This is a genomic window from Enterococcus sp. DIV0802b, from assembly GCF_050543535.1.
GTDB classification, from domain to species: Bacteria; Bacillota; Bacilli; order Lactobacillales; family Enterococcaceae; genus Enterococcus_D; species Enterococcus_D entomosocium.
In genome coordinates this window covers 2,082,400-2,103,135 of the sequence record NZ_CP172941.1, presented here as the reverse complement: position 1 = coordinate 2,103,135, position 20,736 = coordinate 2,082,400, and the positions used below count along the sequence as shown (strand labels likewise).

Sequence of the window (20,736 nt, the reverse complement as noted above, 5' to 3'; positions counted from 1 at the left end):
ATAAGGGAAAACGAACTGATTTGCCTAAAAGTTTCTTTTTTGGTAAAGGACTTTGAGAGAAAGACTTTTCATTGCCCTCTTTTTCAGTTAAGATGAACAATGAAGCAATTATTAGGAGGAGAAAGAATGAGTACAGACTTTTTTGAAGAACTAAAGCAACGCGGATTAGTTCATCAGACCACAGACGAAGCAGCCTTGACCAAACAATTAAATGAAGAGTCTGTGAAACTATATATCGGCTTTGATCCTACCGCAGATAGCCTGCATATTGGTCATTTATTGCCTATTTTGATGTTGCGCCGTTTCCAACAAAACGGACATGTGCCAATCGCATTAGTTGGTGGCGGTACAGGAATGATCGGTGACCCATCCTTTAAAGATCAAGAACGTCAATTAAACACATTAGATACCGTTTTGGAATGGTCACAAAGTATCAAGAGCCAATTATCTCGCTTTATTGATTTTGATGACCAAGAAAATCCTGCCATCATTGCCAATAACTATGAATGGTTAGGGGAATTGAAACTGATCGATTTCTTACGGGACACTGGGAAAAACTTTACCATCAACTACATGATGAGCAAAGAAAGTGTCAAACGTCGGATCGAAACAGGAATTTCCTACACCGAATTTGCATACCAGCTTTTACAAGCCTATGACTTTTTGAACCTTTACGACAACCACGGTTGCTTGTTGCAATTAGGTGGTAGCGATCAATGGGGGAATATCACCTCTGGAATCGAATTATTGCGTCGTGAGCGTGAAGTCCAAGGGTTCGGTTTGACTATGCCATTGATCACAAAAGCAGATGGAACGAAATTTGGGAAAACAGAAGGCAATGCGGTTTGGCTAGATGCCAAGAAAACAACGCCTTACGAGTTCTACCAATTCTGGATCAATACGGATGATCGTGATGCAGTCAAATTCTTGAAATATTTCACCTTCTTATCATTAGAAGAAATCGCTGCGATCGAAGCTGAATTTAACGCTGCACCAGAATCTCGAGCAGCACAAAAAGCTTTGGCAAAAGAAGTCACTACTTTGGTTCATGGGGCAGAGGCTTATGAACAAGCCGTACGCATCTCAGCAAGTTTATTCAGCGGCAATATCAAAGAATTGAACGCTGAAGAGATCGAACAAGGCTTTAAAGGGGTTCCTAGTCATCAGGTAACAGCGGATGATTCTTTGAACATCGTTGAAGTGTTGACGACTGCTAAAATCGAACCATCAAAACGTCAAGCAAGAGAAGACGTACAAAATGGGGCCATCTACATCAATGGGGAACGCGTCCAAGACCTAACGTACGAGATCCAAGCAAGTGATCGGATCGGTGGAAAATACGTCGTGATTCGTCGTGGCAAGAAAAAATATTTCTTATTAACATTTTAATCGCAAAAAGCGAACCGACCTGTTGGTTCGCTTTTTTTCAAATTTTTGTAGAGGAAGGGTCTTTGTTGGAATGGGAAATATAGTGTTGAATGCCGCCGGTTTATTTGCCATGATCTTCTTAGGGTATTTTCTTAAACGGCTAAATGTCCTTTCAAAAGCGGATGGCTCGATCTTATCCAAAATTATTTTGAATGTGACGTTACCGGCAGCAATCATTTTGAATTTAGCTTCAATGCAAGTACAAGTCAGTGCGCTTAGTTTGATTGTGATCGCTTTGATCATTACGGTCGTCCAGATCCTCTTCGCATTTTTCTTGACCAAAAAAGAATCGAACACGCTGCAACAGTTTGCTATGTACTGCGGGTCAGGCTTTAATATCGGCAATTTTGCAATTCCTTTTGCCCAAAGTTTTTATCCTTTAGGGATTCCACTGATTTCGCTGTTTGATATGGGGAACAGTATCATGTTGGCAGGGGGAACGACGATTTTCATCGAGTTCTTGATTGGAAAGCGGACGACGTTTGAACCAGGAAAAATCTTTTTGAATCTCCTGCGCTCGCCAACATTTACCATTTATCTAGTGATGCTGATTATCCGCAGTGCGGATTGGAGGATTCCCGAGTCAGCCTTGGCGCTCGTTCAGCCAATCGGGATCGCAAATACGTTTCTGTCCATGTTTATGATTGGCTTATTTTTGGATTTCCGCTTACCGAAGCACACTACGCCAACGGTAATCAAAATTTTAAGCTTACGCTACGGACTGGCTTTCGTGCTGTTCGCGGCTTTCTATGTTTTACCGATCCCAGTTTTATTAAAACCAGTACTTTGTTTGTTAGTGTTTGCTCCGATCCCTTTATTTGGGGTCATTAATTCCGTGATTGCTGGGATGGAGGAAGAGGCGGTGGGATTTGTTTCTTCCATTAGCTTTTTGATAAGTATGCCGCTAATGACGGGTGTCCTGATGTTATTTGGACTCGCTTGATAAAAAAATACGGCAATGAGCAAAATAATCGCTTTACAAGGTGCTTTTATCGATAATAGAGAAGACTAGATTTAGGAGGAAAAGAAAAATGTTGATTGGTTCACACGTTTCAATGAGCGGCAAAAAAATGCTTTTAGGAGCAGCAGAAGAGGCGGCTAGCTATCAAGCTACTACGTTTATGATCTATACCGGAGCTCCGCAAAACACGCGGCGCAAACCGATCGAAGAGATGCAGATCGCAGCTGGACAAGATTTTATGACGGAAAAGGGAATTTCGAATATCGTTGTCCATGCCCCTTACATCATTAATTTAGGTAATACCATCAAACCAGAAAACTTTGGCTTTGCCGTTTCGTTCTTACAAGAAGAAATCCAACGAGCCCAAGCTTTAGGTGCAACTCAAATCACGTTGCACCCCGGTGCCCATGTCGGTGCAGGACCCGAAGCTGGGATCAAGCAGATCATTAAAGGCTTGAACGAGGTCCTTGAAAAAAATCAAACCGCCCAGATCGCATTAGAAACAATGGCAGGTAAAGGCACCGAGATTGGTCGCAGCTTTGAAGAATTGGCAGCAATTATCGATGGCGTTACCTTAAATGAAAAATTATCCGTTACACTAGATACTTGTCACACGAATGATGCCGGCTACAATGTCAAAGAAGACTTTGACGGCGTCTTAAACGAGTTTGACAAAATCATCGGATTGGATCGCTTGAAGGTCATCCATGTCAATGATTCAAAAAATCCACAGGGCAGCCACAAAGACCGACATGCGAACATTGGTTTTGGCACGATCGGCTTTGAAGCCTTGAATAAGATCGTTCATCATGAGCAATTATCAGCGTTACCAAAAATTTTGGAAACACCGTATGTCGGCGAAGACAAAAAGAACAAAAAAGCCCCTTATGGCTATGAAATCGCGATGCTGCGGGAAAAGAACTTTGATCCTGAGCTATTAACAAAAATCATGGCGGGTGCTTAAACGGTTCATTTAACTATGAACCAGCTTATTTTGGAGGAAGAAAAATGGACTTTCAGTTGCTGATCGATGCCGCGAAACAAAAACTGGGATTCAGACAGCTCTCTCAATTTGCAGAAGCAGGGAGTGTCGCGGCAGCTCTGGCTACTGCAAATGGACAGATTTATACAGGGATCTGTATCGATACCAGCTGTTCCATGGGTTTTTGCGCCGAACAAGCTGCGGCTGCGCAAATGATCACCGATGGGCAGCAGCGGGTGTTACAGATGGTTGCAATCAATTCGGCAGGTGAGCCGATCCCACCTTGTGGTCGTTGCCGTGAATTCATCAGCCAGCTGGATCCTGCCAACCACAACACGCAGGTCATGATCGCAGCAGGAAAAATCATGACGATAGAAGAGCTGTTGCCTTTTGATTGGAAAGCATCAAAATAAAAAGAGATTTAGCCCCTTAGACCGCTCTGTTCTAAGGGGCATCTTTGTTTTATCGATCCAATGGACGATCAACATGTTTAGATAAAAAAACTCCTCAACCAGCAATAGTGCTTTGTTGAGGAGTTGATCGATAGCAATGATTAGAATTTTTTCGCAGCTGCTGCTACGCGTTCTAAACCTTCAGCAATGATTTCTGCTGTTTTAGAAGGATCTGCATTGTGACCTTCGATGATTACTTCTTCTGTGATGTTCATGCCGAACATACCACCGAAAACTTTTTCCATAAAGGTTACAGCGTTTTCCATTGCGCTCATTTCGCCTGAGTAAACACCACCACGGGCATTCAGTAGAACGATTTCTTTGTCTTTCAACAATTGGTTCATTGAACCATCTTCGTTATAAGAGAAAGTAAAGCCAGCTTGGAAGATATAGTCGATGAATGTGTGCAAAGCTGCTGGGATCGTTAGGTTCCACATTGGGAAAGCGAAAACGATGGTATCTGCTGCTGCGAATTTGTTCATCACATCTTGACGGACAGTCATCAATTCTTGTTCTTCTTGGTTTAATTCTTGTTCTTGTGAAAGTTTGCCAAATGCTTCAAATAACGTTTGACCGATATAAGGCATTGGTTGTGCGTACACATCAAAGGTTACAACGTCCACATTGTTCGTATCAAGATTTTCAACGAACGTATCAAACATTTTTGCAGATACTCCATCAGGACGGTTATTGGCTTTAATAACTAAAATATTTTTCATTTTTTTCCACCTTTACTTTAAGTAAGTTTTAATCACAAAACGTAGTATACTATAAAATAATTTTGCTTACAATAAATAAGTGTACTTTTTTTAAAAAAGCTGGAATTTTGCAGTATTTTTCACGTAGTTTTGGTAAACTTTAGAGAAAACAGGAGGGGTTCTATGAAAATATTCGTGGTCGAAGATGACAAATCGTTAGTCAAAATGATGGAAAATCAATTATCCCGCTATGCGTATCAAACCTTTGCTCCGGAAAATTTCGCTGCGGTTTTAGCTGAATTCTTGCTGATCCAACCTGATTTGGTTTTGTTAGATGTCAATCTGCCTTATTATGATGGGTTTTATTGGTGCCAAAAAATCAGGGAACATTCATTGGTTCCAATTCTCTTCATCTCCGCACGTGACGGCAATATGGACCAAGTGATGGCATTAGAATACGGTGCTGATGATTATCTGGTCAAGCCTTTTTCTTATGACTTGCTGCTAGCTAAAGTGAAGAGCCATATTCGCAGAGTTTATGGGGATTATGCGCAGTCGGATCGGGCGAGAAGCTTGAAAGCTGGCGAATTGACCTATTATCCGGAAGCGTTGAAGATGGTCTATCGTGAAGCCAGTGAATGGCTGACTGTTCGAGAAGGAGAATTATTGACTCTTTTAATGTCAGCACACCCAGAGATGGTCAAACGAGAACGGATCTTAAATCTATTATGGGATGATGAGCGTTTCGTTGATGACAATACACTTTCTGTCAATGTTGGCCGTTTGCGAAAAAAATTGGCGGCAATGGGCATCAATGATCCAATCCAAACGATTCGCGGCAAGGGTTACGCCTTATCGGTAGTAGGTACAGAAGAATGAGAGCATATGTAAGTGTTCATTTACCTAAACTACTCGTTACCTTCCTAGCCATTTCATTTTTCGTTTTAGTGATTTGGTTGGATGGCTATCGAAATAACCTCGTGATTGGTTATGGTCTGCTTCTATTCGGGCTATTCATTGTTCTTGTTTATTTGGCAGATTACCTTTCCAATACTGCGTTTTATCATTATATCAAGCATGGAAGAGCGACACACCGAAGCAATGGCTACCTTTCCAGGCAATGGCGCAAGCAGTTCGATGCACAAGAGCAGCATGAGCAAGAGCGGCTGACAGAATTAGATCAGCACCATCAAAATCATATTCGTTTCATGAATATCTGGGTTCATCAAATGAAAACACCTGTCTCAGTGTTGGCGCTAATGGCTGAAAGTGAAGAAGTCGATAGCTATGATCTTTTGGCTGAAACAGATCGCTTAAAAAGTGGCTTGGCGACTGCGCTGAATTTTGTGCGCTTGGAAGATTTCACAGAGGACTTCGTTATCGAGTCAGCCTCACTGTTGGAATTGTTAAAACACAGTATCGGTGACCAGAAGCGGAATTTTATTCGCAGTGAAGTCTATCCGAAGCTGATGAGTGAAGCGGATATCACGGTGACAACAGATAAAAAATGGCTAGGTATTTTGCTCTTTCAGCTCATCAGCAACGCCGTCAAGTACTCAAAGCCAGACAGTAAGGTCTATTTTGAGATCGATCCTTTTTCTAGAAAATTGACGATCTCAGATGAAGGGTGCGGAATTGCAGAAGCGGATCTGCCAAGGGTTTTTCGCCCCTTTTATACAGGTCAGAATGGTCGGCAAACAGGCGAGGCAACTGGAATCGGACTTTACTTAGTCGAAACGATCAGCAAGCAATTGGATATCGATATCGCTTTGGTCTCTAAGGAGAATCTAGGCACGACGGTTACATTAACGTTTCGGACGTAAAGACTTTCTTACAATTTTGTAAGCTTTCTATCATGAAATCGATAACTGATTGCGGTGCCGCCTGCTAAACTGGTAGCAAAGGAGTGAAGATGATGGCTTTACTAGAATTGAAAAATGTATCGAAAACCTATACAGGGGAAGTGTCTGTTGAGGTTTTACAGCAAATCGATCTCAAAGTGCCAGAAGGAGAATTTATCAGCATTATGGGTCCATCTGGCAGTGGCAAGACCACCATGCTGAATTTGGTGGCAACATTGGATAAACCGACTTCAGGTTCGGTGATCATCAAGGGCGAGCAGCCCCTAGAATTATCTAAGCAAAAACTCGCGGAGTTTCGTCGTCGGCAACTAGGTTTTGTTTTTCAAAACTACAATTTACTTTCGCCATTGAGCGTGCTTGAGAATGTGATTTTACCACTGACATTGGATCGGGTGCCGGTTCTTGAGATGAAAGAACGTTCGGAACAGCTATTACGTGAGCTTGGGATCTATGAGAAAAAAGACAAACGCATCTATCAGCTTTCCGGTGGAGAGCAGCAGAGAGTTGCGATTGCTAGAGCTTTGATCCATCAACCGGAATTGCTTTTAGCAGATGAACCGACGGGCAATCTTGATTCAAAGGCAGCACGAGATGTCATGGAAATACTAAGTCAGATGAACAAGCAACTTAAGGTCACCACCATGATGGTCACCCATGATCCTTATTCTGCCAGCTTTTCTGATCGGGTCGTTTTCATCAAAGATGGAAAGCTGTATAACGAAGTCTATCGCGGGGCTGATCAACAGCAATTTTATCAAAAAATTCTTGAAGTCCTAGCACATTTAGGAGGTCGCCGTCATGAATTTCAGACAGTTGATCATTCGTAATCTGCGGGGGAATTTTCGAACCTATGCGGCCTACTTCGTCAGTAGCGCCTTTGCGGCGATGGTGTTTTATATCTTTAGTCTTTTGCTCTTTCATCCGCAATTGGAAGAAAATTTGTCCAATAGCGGTACACTTTCAGAATTGGCGAAGGTCGGTCTATCCGTCGCACTTGTGGTGATCGCTTTACTGTCGCTGTTGTTTTTATGGTATACATTTGTGGTCTTTTTAAAACGACGCAAACGTGATCTGGCAATCTACTTGATTTTGGGGATCGAAGAAAAAGATCTGCGAAAGATTTTGTTTGTCGAAAATGCCCTTTTAGGAACCTGTGCCACAGTGACCGGTATTGGGTTAGGGATTTTATTGACGAAATTATTGCTGCTGATTGCGCAAAATGTCATGTATCTAACAGAAGGACTGAAATTTATGGTTCCTATGGAAGGTTTAGGATTGACCTTTGGGATTTATGTTTTTATTTTTCTCTTGATCTCCTTTTTCAGTACTCGGGCTTTGCAAGGAGAGCAGATCATCTCCTTGATCAAGGAAAATGAAAAACCGCGTCCTGAGCCAAAAAGTCATTGGGCATTGGCATTTTCAGGAATTGTGCTGTTGCTAGTTGGCTATGGATTGGTCTTTTATTTTAGCTACCAAACGTACTCAATGCTGCCACTTATGCTAGGGGTCTTGTTGACTGTTGCAGGCACGATTTTGTCATTCCATCAGTTCAGCGTATTTCTGTTGAAACGATTAAAGAAACGGTCGACCTTCTTACGGGGCACTCGGATGCTGACTATCAGCGAATGGATCTTTCGCATGCGAGATAATGCGGCGATGTATAGTCTGATCGCTATTAGTACCTCCGTGGCATTCGTTGGGATTTCCGTGATGTTGGCAATCGGCAGCTCTTCTTTTTCTTCGATCCAAGGAATCAGTGTAGCCTATGTGTTTCCGTGGTCTGGGCCAGAAGACCTCGATCATACCGAGGGAAAAGTAAACGAAATTAAAACTGCTATAGAAGAAAAAGGGTATGCGCCTGTAACGGATAGTGTTTCCTTACTATGGGCATATGCGAATCTTGATGAATCTGCAGTTACGAATGATTCATTCTATACGACGAATGGCTTTTCAATTATGCGAGAAAGCGACTATCAGAAAATGATGAAACAAATCGGTGAGGAAGCTGATTCTGTTGCAGATAATCAAATAATGACACTTAGTGCTAATTATTCACGTCGAAAACAGCTTCTAGAAGTCCCTGAGAACGAACGTACAAGTATCTATCCAATCGAATTGGGATCAGAGACCGGTATAAAAAAAGATGTTACGATTGTCCACAGTCCCTCAATGCTTTCTCTGAATCACTTTGGACTGTCTGTTGTGACAGATAAAACCTTTGAGGAGTGGCAAGCCCTCTTGCAAAAATCCACCGACGATATGGAATCTGGTTTTATTTGGTTAGACTATCCAGAATGGGCTGAAACACCTGAATTGGTATCTGATTTCAATGGGAATTTAGATAAAGAAAATGCCTTGATCGATCAGCAATACGAAGAGCTCAGTCAGGAGTTTGAAGCCAAAGGTGACTATACGGATGAAGAGTGGGCAGAAGCAGCAAAAGACATTCCGATGCGTACGTCTTATACCTCGAAATACCAAGTTTTCCAAGAAAATCGTCAAGGAAATGGCATCATCTTAATGATCACGGTATTACTGGGTTCGGTTTTCTTTATTTTCTCCGCTTCAATTATCTATTTCCGTTTATTTGCAGATTTAGATAAAGATGGGGCGTACCACCGTTCCTTGCATATCTTAGGTGTGTCGCCGAAGGAGCGTCACAAAGTTCTGCGACGCCAACTGCAAGTGATGTACTTCTTGCCAACAGTCGTGGCAATGATCCATTTTGCGGTGGCAATGACCGCTTTGCGTATTTTAGTAGAATTGCCTGTATGGCAATACTATGGTGTGATTGTTAGTCTCTTTTTGATTTTCCAAATCGTTTTTTACTTTGTTTGTCAGTATCGGTACTTGCAGCAAATTGATAGGATCGCCGATCCTACAGAGTAATTTATTCTTCAAGCCAAATCTCTTTCAGTCTGTACTGATTGGGATTTGGCTTTTTATTAGCTAGTTTGTCTAAATTTCTATCCATGAAGCCTTTTAATTGTGCAAATCATTGAAAAGCAGATAAAATTAAGTAACGCTCATTTTGTCAAACAAACGAAGAGACACTGTTAGAACACGACAACTGTCAGATGCAAAATTCATTTCGAGTACAGTGAAGGCTGCGGTCGATGGATTTAGGGAAGCACTTATTTGAGGGAGGAGACCAATGATCACACGACTTGGAAAAGCATTTGCAGTCTTACTGTTGCTGATTCCTTTATTTGCTGGTATCCGGATTGTTTATGGGGAAACCGATGTGGGTGCCAACCTGATCACAAATGTATCGATCGTTAATAGCCGCAACGAGGTCATCACAAGTATTGAAAAGGATGATTCCTTCAAAATAGATATGACCTGGAGTTTGGAGGATTTAGGAGATTTAAAAGCCGGTGACAAAGCGACTGTCACCTTGCCAGTTGAGATTGAAGGCGTCAATAATACGTATGCTTTATACGATGAAAATAACAACTTAGTGGTCAATGTTACCCAAGTTGGCAATCAGTTGACCTTTGTTTTCACGGAATTTGTCGAACAAAATACCAATGTACACGGGGACTTTTATTTTTGGACAAAGTTCAGCGATGAAGTGACAGAGAACCAAATCAACAACATCAACTTCGAAACAGTAAATGGAACGCAATCGGTACCTATCTTTATTCAAGCAGTGGATGATACAGGGGAGGGAGCCTTACTCACCAAACAAGGACTGTATTTAGGTACGCAAGAACCCAAACGGATTATTGATTGGCGTGTGTACATCAACTCGTTTGATACAAATCAAGTGACGATCAAAGATGGAACGTTTATTGATATTTTAGGTCCCCATCAGACACTCATCAGTACGACTGCCCGAGTGGTTTACGGACCCAGCGTTTCCAACCCAACGTATGTTGAGCAAGTACCGATCGTTTTAAATAGTGATGGCTCCTTTGAAATTCCTTTGCGGGATACGGAGGAACGGATCTACATTACCTACAAAACAGAAACGGATGGTTCATTGGAACAATATACCAATCGGGGCATCCTTGATGCCGTGGTCAATGATGTGCCAAGAACAAGCAGTATTACTGGCTATACGCCACGCTATGGTGGCGGTGGTGGCGGAACCGGTGAACCAGGGGAGTCCAGCAGCACGGAACCAAGTAGTGAAAGCAGCACCAGTAGTACAACCGAACCAAGTAGTGGAAGCAGTACTAGTAGTACAACCGAACCAAGTAGTGAAAGCAGCACCAGCAGTAGCACAGAACCAAGTAGTGAAAGCAGCACCAGCAGTAGCACAGAACCAAGTAGTGAAAGCAGCACTAGTAGTACTACCGAACCAAGTAGTGAAGGTAGTACAAGTAGTACCACCGAACCAAGTAGTGAAAGCAGTACAAGTAGTAACACGGAACCAAGTAGTGAAAGCAGCACCAGCAGTAGCACAGAACCAAGTAGTGACAGTAGCACTAGTAGTAGCACGGAACCAAGTAGCGACAGTAGCACCAGTGAATCCACCGAATCAACTAACAGGAGTAGTTCTAGTAATACTGGGGCGGTGTCACCTGAAAATTCATCCTCTGGGATCAATAAGTCATCCAAAACAAATAATTTGCATAATCAATCAGAAAAACAGCACTTTCCTCAAACGAATGAAGTGTCTAATCATTTATGGATTGCAATAGGAATGGTTTTAGCAGGATGCGCATTGAAGTTAGGTTGGAGTAAATTTATCAGGTAGATAGAAACTGAAATTTTGGAGGCAGTTTTATTACTTGGAAGAAAAATTAATAAAGACTTATTTAAAGGAAAGATGCCATTTTATGGCCACTTTCCTTTTTTTTTCGGCGCATGTTTTCTCTGAGAATTTATTATAATTTCCTTATCAAGTTATCTTGAAATATTCATTTAGGAAGTGAGGAAATGAGAAAGCTGGTTGGAATCGTGTTGATTTTGCTGTTAGCGGGATTATTGCTGCTGGTGTTTGGTTTCGATCATACTTCAGCAAAAGAACGTTCCAGAGGAAATCTGTCGTTTTCTGTACAAACGAACCGAGTGATTTATGACGAAGCCTTGAAAATGATCACGGTTCCGGTACGTCCGAACAAAACACTGACTTCACAAAAGGTTCGTGTCTTACTAACTTATGGTTGGGATGGGAACGGACACAGTGAAAAAGTGATCGGCGAAACAGTTTTAACGAAAGTCGATTGGTTTTCAGGTGTTGAAAACTACTTAAGGATCCATGCGGAGATGGCTATTGATGAGATAAAAAGTATGGATAAAGTTGATTTAGTTGTTATATATGATGGTGAAACAACAATAACTGAAAACCTGAAGCCCGGTCATTGGCAAGTAACCGCGCCGCCAAGCAGTAATGAGAGTACGACAGCTGAGACAAGTAAAAGCTCAAACGAAACGGTAGCAACAAGCGCTTCCTCTAGTAGTATCGAGCCGAAATTTAGCGAGTCTCAATCGACGAGTCCAACGACTTCTGAGGCTGAAATTACCAGTGAAGACATCCAAAGCACACAAAGCACTATCGATATCAGTGATTCGGAAACCGTCAGCACCCAACCAGTCACTAAAAGCGAGCCAAGTCAGACAGAGAGCTGTCAAGAAAACGCAGCGACAGCCATAACGTCTACCGAGAAGGAATCTGCTTCGTCAAAGCATTCAGATTCACAAAAGAAAACCAAAGGATTGCCAGCCAATCAATCCCAGAAAAGTCAGGCGAGCGTTTCATCTAGTGTCCGTACAGAAGAGCACCAAGCGACAACATCTTCTCAAGACAAAAAGGAACAACTTCAACCCACGGAGATAAGCAGTGGCAAGGAGGTCAATGCAGCCGTACTACCGAAAACCGGCAGCAAAACTACCAATCTTCGCTATCTACTCTTTGGTCTAGTAGTGGTTCTGACTGTGTTTCTTTACTGGCTGAAGCGAAAGTTATTTTATGATGAGAAGCTGTAACGAACATACCCAAAAATCATGAGAAAATTGATAACCCACGATTGGAAATTTCTTCCCCAGAATGCACAATCACGTGTTGTTTTGCCGTAATTCATAATTAGTCTGACGATCGTTTTGAGGCGTCAGACTTTTTTTATGAAAATATACAGATAACAAAAGGAAAATTTGTTAAAAGTAATTTGACAGAAAAGAGGGCACAGTGGTACGATCACCAAACATTCACAGCTTACAATTTTGTAAGGTGATAGATTCAAAGCAAAAAACAGCTTTGGCTGACCATACAAGCGAGGGAATTTTCATGTTACACGCACTTTTGGATACCACAGAAAAACAAATTTTTCAGTTTCTAAGTTATTGTTACGAAACGAACAAACCAAAATATACAATTAAAGAGCTTTCTGATGTTTTCAATAGGAGAACGAATAAAATGCAGTCGATCGTGCAACAAGTCGAATGGTTTTGTGCCCGCTATCCTCAGTTTACGTTGATTTATGATGAACAAGAAAAAGAAGTGGTGATTGCTTTTTCTCCACGATTTTTATTGAGTCAAGCATATAATGTATTGTTACAGGGAACCGTTGGGTTTATCTTACTCGATGCACTCTTTCATGGGGACTATCACTCCCTTGAACAACTCAGCCTCAAAACCTTCAGCAGTCTCCGAACGGTCCAACGAAAATTGAAAGAACTAAATCACATTTTGGCGAACTATCATTTGTCCTATAGTCTGAAGAAAGGAGATCCCTTGACAGGTGAGGAATACGCAATCCGCTATTTTTATCATTTAACCTATTGGCAGATTTTCGATGAGAAGCACTCACAGGTCGTGGCATCGATCAAGGATAAAGAAAGCGTTATGGCTTTGTTTGAAACTCATGCTTCTTATATGAGAAAAATCGATATCGATAAGTTTCTTAATCTATTCGCTATCTCCCTGCAAAGAATTCATCAAAAGCATCCAATCACTTTTTTACCAGAGGAAGTAAGTACCTTTGAACATCCACTGATTGAAAGGAATCAGTTTTTTGAGGTCTTTTTAAAGCCATTATTCAACGGCAATCACCTTTCTCTATCTGAAATCTCGGAGCCTGAATGCAGCTTCTTGTATTTTATGTTTGGCGTAATGAACACCTATCTTGAAGAGGATCTTTGCGAGGCGGAACTCTCGTGGTTGACCCAACCCAAGTATCAGCCAGAAGTATTACTTGTTGAACAACTAGCCCAGTGTTTTCGTCTGAGGTTTACCGATGCTGAAAAAAACTATTTACTAGTTAATTTCGTAATGATCCATTCTGCTTCCAACCTTTTTGGTACCCGACAAAAAAGTGATAGTTTTGGTAAACCGACCGACAAGCAAGAGCTACAAGCGGCTTTCCCAGTGCTTTATCCGACCGTGAAACGATTTTTTGAGGAAGCGACTGTTTCTTTACCTGATTTGCGTGCATTGCTGCAAAAGAATGACCGATTGATTTTCCAATACTGTATGTTATTGAGAGTTATTTTTATCAAATATGAACAGCCAGTCACTTTCTCGATCCATTCGAAATACGGAAAAACGCAAGAACTTTGGATGAAGAACCGACTATTGAATGCAACGCATCGAGCGATGGCGCATCTTTCACTTACTCAAAAACCAGATTTGGTCATCAGTGATTATCCGATTCATCAAGAATTTTCTGAGGAAGAACAGCCCTATATCTTTTATTGGAACGGTCAACCAAGCGCAAAGGAGTGGAAACAACTTAAACAAACGATCAAACAGATCAGAAGTGCCAAGAACAAGGCAGCTTTTGAAAAGCTCGTTTTTGCCCAATCGATTTGATCGTACCATGTAAATAATCAGCCGCGTGGGTTGGCTGAGCAGACAGAACTTATAATTTCGTAAGTTTCGGCAGTAAGGCGAAAGTGAAAAGCGACTTTGATAAACACAGGTGTCAAGAAGCAAAAACAGGAACATCGTCGTTCCTTTTTCGCTTCTTGACTTTTTTTTACAGAGATGGCATGGTATACATATTATCATAACGTTTTTTATTTAAAATCGTTGCAGAAAAGGTGTTAGGAAGAAGGGGTAACTTTGACAGAAGTATTAGCACTGCAAAATGTTTCCAAATTGATTGGAACCAAACGAATCATTGAGGATGTTTCCTTTGTGGTGGACCAAGGACAAGTCGTTGGTTTATTAGGGCCTAATGGGGCTGGGAAGACGACGATCATTCGGATGATTGTTGGGTTGATGAAGCACAACACAGGATCGATTGCCATTATGGGGAATTTACTGGATTCTTCTTTTAAAACCGCGATTGCCTCAGTCGGTGCGATCGTTGAAAATCCTGAGTTTTATAATTATATGACAGGCTATGAAAATTTGATGCAGTATCAGCGCATGGCGAAGAAAAAAAGTACGACAGCAGAATTAGAAGCTCTTATTCGTCAGGTACATTTAGAAGGACACATCCATCAAAAAGTCAAAACCTATTCATTAGGGATGCGTCAGCGTTTAGGTGTTGCCCAGGCATTGGTCCATCAACCAGACTTATTAGTTTTAGATGAACCGATGAATGGCCTGGATCCTAAAGGCATGCGGGAGTTTCGAGAAATGATTCTTTCTTTGAGAGAAAAAGGCGTTTCTGTCTTAGTTTCCAGTCATCAATTAAGCGATATCGAACAAATTGCCGATCATTTGATCGTGGTGCAAAAAGGAAAAGTCACTCATCAAGTAGCAATGGCAGAGTTGAAAGCAGAGAAAAATGTACTGATTATTAAAACTGATGATAATGCGGAAACGGAAGCACTGTTAAAAGCTTCCTTTGAGGTCGAGGTCTTGCAGGTTGCAGATGAATTGCAAGTCACTCTAGCAACAGATCAGCGTTCGGCAATCGCTGCAGCGATCGTGACGGCTGGGATCGGCTTGAAAGAACTACGGACAAAGCAATCTTCTCTAGAAGATACATTCTTGGCTTGGACCGAAGAAGGAGGTTTGTAAGCATGCTGACATTGATTAAAAATGAATGGATCAAATTAACCAAAAAGCGTTCTACTTGGATCATGTTGCTTTTATTGGTTTTAATGACGTTTGGCTTGACCTATGTTGTACGCTTAGGTAGTCCAGAAATTGGTGCCAATGATTTGTTTGCTTCTTTGAGCGACATGACTTCCTTTTTAAACTTATTTGTAGTGATTGTGGCAGCTTCTTCAGTGGCGGAAGAGTTCAGTCGTGGAACGATCAAGTTCTTATTGATTCGGCCTTTTTCCAGAAGCCAAATCTTAGCAGCAAAAGCCATCAACACGTTTTTATTTGCGCTTTTAGGGACTGCTGTTTTACTAATCAGTAGTTTAGCAGCCGCCAATTTATTTTTAGCAGCTGAATCACCTTTTGCTGCTACTGGCTACAACGGGCTAGCGGCGATTTTCGTTGCCCTTGTTTTTGCGGGAACCAACTTGCTATTGATTGTCTTTTATATTGCATTGACCATCTTTATCTCAGCCGTCATTCGCTCTCAAAGCCTGGCGGTTGGCTTAGGCTTGGGTATGTTGTTTGGAAGCAGCATCATCAACTCGATCATGCTTTTTGCGCAAGAAAAATACCCATGGCTGAAGTGGAACCCGTTTAATTTTATGAATATCAAAGAGCAGATACCGAGTTTATTAAATAGTCCTGACATGCAGATGACTGGCTTTGATCCGGGATTGGGCTATTGGGAAATGGCGATCGGGATCCTTGTTTATAGTGTTTTAATCTACCTTTTAACAAATTGGTTATTCAATAAAAGAGATGTCGCATTAAGTTGAGGAAACGAGTGAAAGTTTTTGGATAAATCCAGCTTTCACTCTTTCTTTTTGTGTTTTTTTCTAGTAAAATGATTCATTGAGAGTACAAGAGAAAGGAGAGTTTTCAAATGGTTAGTGTAGGAATCGTAATCGTGATCGCTGTTGTTGCAGCATTACTAGGCGCTGTCGGCGGCTTCTTTTTGGCGCGTAAATATATGCAAGATTATCTAAAGAAAAATCCTCCCGTTAATGAGGATATGCTTCGCTCGATGATGATGTCAATGGGTCAAAAACCTTCTGAGAAAAAGATTCGTCAGATGATGCAGCAAATGAAAAACCAAAAGTAGGTTTTTTTCTAAGAAGCGGGCTGATTTTATCAGCTCGCTTTTTATTGCGGCAAAATGCAGAAACCAATAGAATGTCCCCAGGCTGCTTTTTCTATTTACGTTCTGTGAATAGCGGGGTAGCAATCGAATCTGAATCTAATAAATATTCGGAAAAATCGCAAAATTTAGGCAACAGGTCACAAAGAAATGGAGAGTGTTATGTCAATATTTAGGAAGTTAGGTTGGTTTTTTAAACAAGAAAAGAAACATTATTTGTTAGGCGTAGGCTCTTTAGTCCTAGTCGCCTTGGTACAGTTGGCCCCTCCCAAAGTTATCGGGATCATCATCGATGAAATTGCGGAAAAAGAGATCTCGATGCAGACGATCTTTTTTTGGGTTATGATCTTGATTGCTTCAGCTATCGCTCAATATGTGTTTCGTTTTGTCTGGCGAACGCATATCTGGGGCAGTGCCGCTCGGCTAGAAAAAACGTTACGCAGACAGCTATTTGCACATTTTACAAGGATGGATCAGTTGTTTTATCAAAAGCATCGGACAGGTGATTTGATGGCCCATGCCACCAATGACTTGAATGCCATCCAAAATGTGGCAGGGGCGGGGATCTTAACCTTTGCCGATTCCTTCATCTCGGGAGGGGCAACCATCATTGCGATGGTTCTCTTTATCGACTGGCGGTTAACGATCATTGCTCTATTGCCGCTGCCTTTCTTAGCAGTCATGGCACGGGTTCTTGGTAGCAAATTGCATGATGCGTTTCGTGACTCGCAAGAAGCATTTTCTTCCATCAACGACAAAGCCCAAGAAAGTATTACTGGGATGAAAGTCATCAAAACTTTTGGACAGGAAAAAGAGGACATCGCTGATTTTCAAACCAAAATTGACCATGCCATTATCAAAAACCGTAAAGTCAATTTTCTGGATGCCTTGTTTGATCCGTTTATTACGATCATCATCGGAATCTCCTATGTGCTGACGATCATCGTTGGCGGCAATTATGTTATGGACGGTACCATCTCGATCGGTCAATTGGTATCCTTCATCAGTTATATCGGTATGTTAGTTTGGCCGATGTTTGCCATCGGACGTCTGTTTAATGTGCTGGAACGAGGCAATGCTAGTTATGATCGGGTTGCCGAATTGTTGGCGGCAAAGACCCATATCATTGAAGCCAAAGATGCGGTCGATGCCCCAGCTCAAGGAACGGTGAACGTTCAAATCAATGAGTTTCACTATCAAGGAGATGATTTTGCCCTGCAAGACATCCACTTTACTTTGCCTGCCGGGCAAACACTTGGTGTCGTCGGGAAAACCGGTGCTGGAAAAACCTCTTTGATGAAGCTTTTGTTGCGAGAGTATGATTCATTTGATGGGGCGATCACCTTCGGGGGCATCGATAGCAAGCAATACTCTTTGAATGCTCTTTTGGGATCGATCGGTTATGTTCCGCAAGATCATTTCTTATTTTCCATGACGATTCGAGACAATATCCGCTTCGCGCAACCACGGGCTTCTCAAGCAGAAGTTGAAGCGGCTGCTGGATTGGCAGTGATCCACGAGGATATCAGTCAGTTTCCGGAAGGGTATGAAACGATGGTGGGGGAACGTGGTGTTTCTCTTTCCGGCGGACAAAAACAGCGTTTATCCATTGCCCGTGCTTTGATCACTGACCCAGAATTATTGATTTTAGATGACGCCCTTTCAGCAGTAGATGCCAAAACGGAAGAAGCTATTTTACAACAATTACGGACGTTCCGTCAGAATAAAACAACGATCATTGCTGCCCACCGCCTAAGCAGTGTCAAGCATGCAGAAGAAATTCTCGTGATCGACAATGGGAAAATCAGTGAACGTGGGACCCATGAACAATTATTGGCTGCAAATGGCTGGTATAAAAAAATGTGGGACAAGCAGCAACTAGAAGCCAAAATCGAAGGGAGTGAAGCCTAATGCAAGAATCAGAATGGAGCAAATCGATTCCCTTTAAAGAGCAAAAAAGCATCATCAAACGAATGTTTCTTTTTGCCAAACCGTTTCGAAAAACCTTCTATGCAGCGATCTTTTTTGCTTTTGTGCTATCGATCATCAATATCTTGTTGCCTTTGATCATTCAAACCTTTATGGATAATTATTTGACCAATCAGACGGCGACCCAGCAAGTCATTTATTTCTTTGCTGCGTTGTATTTCTTTGGGGTGTTGGTAAAAGCTGTGATTTGGTTTTTCCAATGGTTCCTTTATTCAATGGGTTCTTTAAAAACCTATCAATATATTCGAGCAAAATTATTTGAAAAATTGCATAGTCTTGGGATGCGCTATTTCGATCAGACGCCAGCGGGTTCGATCGTTTCACGGGTCAGCAACGACACAGAAACATTGTATGAATTTTGGTATGTCTTCTTGATGGTATTGACAGGGATTTTTGCGGTGGTTTCTTCTTTTGCCGCCATGTTCCGCATCAACGTCAAAATTGCCTTACTAAACTTGATTTTTCTGCCAATCCTAATGGTAGTCATCTGGTATTATCAAAAATTCAGCTCTCGTATCTATCGTCAAATGCGGGAAAAACTGAGTCAGCTGAATACGAAATTGAATGAATCGATTTCTGGTATGCAGATCATTCAACAATTCCGCCAAGAGGCGCGGCTGAATGAAGAATTCGAAGCGACCAACGATGATTATTTGAAAACCAGATACGCTATGATCCGCACGAATGCGCTGCTACTATCACCAATCATTAGTTTGTTGTATGCCTTAGCGATCGCCTTGTCATTGACGCTCTTTGGGTTTGATGCTTTAGAATCGCCGATTGAAGTTGGGTTAATTTTCGCCTTTACGACCTATATTCAAGGATTCTTTAATCCAATGACACAGATGATGGATTTTCTCAGCGTCTTTACTGATGGGATGGTAGCCGGCAGCCGGATTTTGAAGATTATGGATAACGAAGAATATACGCCGCAGCAAAATTCCGATGCCAGTCAAACCATCACCAAAGGAAAAATTGAATTTCGCGATGTCAGTTTTTCCTATGATGGAAAAAACAACGTATTGAATCATATTTCTTTCATCGCCTATCCAGGTGAGACCGTGGCTCTAGTCGGTCACACAGGAAGTGGCAAGAGCTCGATCATCAATGTGTTGATGCGTTTTTACGAATTTGGGGAAGGGCAAATTTTGATCGATGATCAAGATATCCGCGACTTCACGATGGAAGAGCTTCGGAAAAAAGTTGGACTCGTATTGCAAGATGCTTTCATGTTTTATGGGGACATCGCTGACAATATCCGCTTATTGAATCAGGACATTCGTGAAGAACAGATCGAAGCAGCAGCAAAATTTGTTCAAGCAGATGCCTTTATTCAAAAACTACCTGGTAAATACCACGCCAAAGTGATTGAACGGGGTGCCAGTTATTCAAGCGGGCAACGGCAATTGATTTCCTTTGCCCGAACGATGGTGACCGATCCGAAAGTGCTGGTCTTGGATGAGGCGACTGCCAATATCGATACTGAAACAGAAGGACTGATCCAAGAAGGCTTGGCAAATATGCGTCAAGGGCGAACCACGATCGCGATCGCCCATCGATTGTCTACCATTCGCGATGCTGAGTTGATTTTGGTGCTTGATAAAGGCTCGATCGTCGAACGAGGCACCCATGATGAACTTTTGGCTCAAAAAGGGTTGTATGCCGATATGTACCGTTTGCAGGCAAGTGAAGTTTAAACGGCCAATAGACCTTAAAATACCACGTAGGTATTTTAAGGTCTATTTTGTATAAATTGAACAAATGAAGCAAAAATTTCTATTTGTGATTGACAGCGTTTTCACCCTTTGCTATCATGTAGACATTAAAACAACTAGCACCTAGTCAAACAAATGATTAATCGGTTAGGATCCTTTTCGGTTTAGACTAGTAATTACGCTCGGTCAGGCGAGTGTCAGAGGAGCCTTATGTGAAATGTTGTGCAAACAAGAGGATCGAATCATAGAGGAGAAACAGGAGGGAAGCGGCTCTAATCAAAAGGCAAGCATCCTGAGCCTATCTTTTACGAAGAGCCCAACCGACGAGAGTGGAATATGGAGGTTGATTTGAATAGTGGCAGCTCCCCATCGAGAAGGGATCGAAGGAGAATCGAGTGGAAGCTTAAAGATAGTGGATAAACACGAGATATTATTCGTTGTTTTATTTTTTTAAAATTTTTGTTAACCGGTTAACTAAAACGGTTAACAAAAAAGAGGAGGGAAGCAAACGTGGGAAATGGTCACAAGTCTAGCCGATTATTTCATGATAAAGGTCGCATT

At 41.8% G+C, this 20,736-nt stretch carries 17 protein-coding genes; 16 read left to right on the top strand and 1 reads right to left on the bottom strand.

What is annotated here, in order from left to right; genetic code table 11:
* Positions 1-126 precede the first annotated feature (126 nt).
* From tyrS to IGJ12_RS09945, 4 genes are all read left to right on the top strand, one after another.
* Positions 127-1,389 carry a tyrosine--tRNA ligase gene (gene tyrS, locus IGJ12_RS09960; RefSeq protein WP_008378466.1) on the top strand — a complete coding sequence of 421 codons (1,263 nt, stop codon included), beginning with the start codon at positions 127-129 and terminating at the stop codon, positions 1,387-1,389.
* Positions 1,390-1,459: 70 nt separating this feature from the next.
* Complete coding sequence (locus IGJ12_RS09955; protein WP_005235411.1) at positions 1,460-2,371, top strand: AEC family transporter; 912 nt, start codon at positions 1,460-1,462, stop codon at positions 2,369-2,371.
* Between the two features lie 88 nt (positions 2,372-2,459).
* A complete protein-coding gene (locus tag IGJ12_RS09950) occupies positions 2,460-3,353 on the top strand; it encodes a deoxyribonuclease IV (protein WP_008378462.1) in 894 nt (297 codons plus the stop codon).
* A 44-nt stretch (positions 3,354-3,397) separates the two neighbouring features.
* Positions 3,398-3,784, top strand: a complete 387-nt coding sequence (locus IGJ12_RS09945) for a cytidine deaminase family protein (protein WP_430618970.1) — start codon at positions 3,398-3,400, stop codon at positions 3,782-3,784.
* A gap of 140 nt (positions 3,785-3,924) precedes the next feature.
* Here IGJ12_RS09945 and IGJ12_RS09940 read toward each other — a convergent pair whose 3' ends face one another.
* Positions 3,925-4,542: an FMN-dependent NADH-azoreductase gene (locus IGJ12_RS09940; RefSeq protein ID WP_430618969.1), complete on the bottom strand. Its 618-nt coding sequence runs from the start codon at positions 4,540-4,542 to the stop codon at positions 3,925-3,927.
* Positions 4,543-4,704: 162 nt separating this feature from the next.
* Here IGJ12_RS09940 and IGJ12_RS09935 point away from each other — a divergent pair, with 162 nt between their 5' ends.
* From IGJ12_RS09935 to IGJ12_RS09880, 12 genes are all read left to right on the top strand, one after another.
* Positions 4,705-5,400, top strand: a complete 696-nt coding sequence (locus IGJ12_RS09935; RefSeq protein WP_430618968.1) for a response regulator — start codon at positions 4,705-4,707, stop codon at positions 5,398-5,400.
* Positions 5,397-6,344, top strand: a complete 948-nt coding sequence (locus tag IGJ12_RS09930) for a sensor histidine kinase (RefSeq protein ID WP_008378454.1) — start codon at positions 5,397-5,399, stop codon at positions 6,342-6,344. Before IGJ12_RS09935 ends, IGJ12_RS09930 begins: the two co-directional genes overlap by 4 nt.
* Before the next feature lie 89 nt (positions 6,345-6,433).
* Positions 6,434-7,210, top strand: a complete 777-nt coding sequence (locus IGJ12_RS09925; RefSeq protein WP_008378452.1) for an ABC transporter ATP-binding protein — start codon at positions 6,434-6,436, stop codon at positions 7,208-7,210.
* Positions 7,182-9,272, top strand: a complete 2,091-nt coding sequence (locus IGJ12_RS09920; RefSeq protein ID WP_422705922.1) for an ABC transporter permease — start codon at positions 7,182-7,184, stop codon at positions 9,270-9,272. The genes IGJ12_RS09925 and IGJ12_RS09920 overlap by 29 nt, the downstream gene beginning before the upstream one ends.
* A gap of 265 nt (positions 9,273-9,537) precedes the next feature.
* Positions 9,538-11,088 (top strand): Ig-like domain-containing protein, encoded by a 1,551-nt coding sequence (locus IGJ12_RS09915; RefSeq protein WP_101699155.1) that lies wholly within the window; start codon positions 9,538-9,540, stop codon positions 11,086-11,088.
* A 182-nt stretch (positions 11,089-11,270) separates the two neighbouring features.
* Positions 11,271-12,320 carry an LPXTG cell wall anchor domain-containing protein gene (locus IGJ12_RS09910; RefSeq protein ID WP_430618967.1) on the top strand — a complete coding sequence of 350 codons (1,050 nt, stop codon included), beginning with the start codon at positions 11,271-11,273 and terminating at the stop codon, positions 12,318-12,320.
* Between the two features lie 298 nt (positions 12,321-12,618).
* The gene (locus tag IGJ12_RS09905) at positions 12,619-14,142 is read left to right on the top strand and encodes a helix-turn-helix domain-containing protein (protein WP_082741613.1); all 1,524 of its coding nucleotides are present in this window, start codon (positions 12,619-12,621) and stop codon (positions 14,140-14,142) included.
* Between the two features lie 252 nt (positions 14,143-14,394).
* Positions 14,395-15,303 carry an ABC transporter ATP-binding protein gene (locus tag IGJ12_RS09900; protein ID WP_005235429.1) on the top strand — a complete coding sequence of 303 codons (909 nt, stop codon included), beginning with the start codon at positions 14,395-14,397 and terminating at the stop codon, positions 15,301-15,303.
* Positions 15,304-15,305: 2 nt separating this feature from the next.
* On the top strand, positions 15,306-16,109 hold the full coding sequence (locus IGJ12_RS09895; protein ID WP_005235431.1) for an ABC transporter permease: 804 nt from the start codon (positions 15,306-15,308) through the stop codon (positions 16,107-16,109).
* 107 nt (positions 16,110-16,216) lie between these two features.
* A complete protein-coding gene (locus IGJ12_RS09890) occupies positions 16,217-16,435 on the top strand; it encodes a YneF family protein (RefSeq protein ID WP_005235432.1) in 219 nt (72 codons plus the stop codon).
* Between the two features lie 198 nt (positions 16,436-16,633).
* The gene (locus tag IGJ12_RS09885) at positions 16,634-18,382 is read left to right on the top strand and encodes an ABC transporter ATP-binding protein (protein ID WP_220426609.1); all 1,749 of its coding nucleotides are present in this window, start codon (positions 16,634-16,636) and stop codon (positions 18,380-18,382) included.
* Positions 18,382-20,157 carry an ABC transporter ATP-binding protein gene (locus IGJ12_RS09880; protein ID WP_430618966.1) on the top strand — a complete coding sequence of 592 codons (1,776 nt, stop codon included), beginning with the start codon at positions 18,382-18,384 and terminating at the stop codon, positions 20,155-20,157. The genes IGJ12_RS09885 and IGJ12_RS09880 overlap by 1 nt, the downstream gene beginning before the upstream one ends.
* Positions 20,158-20,736 lie beyond the last annotated feature (579 nt).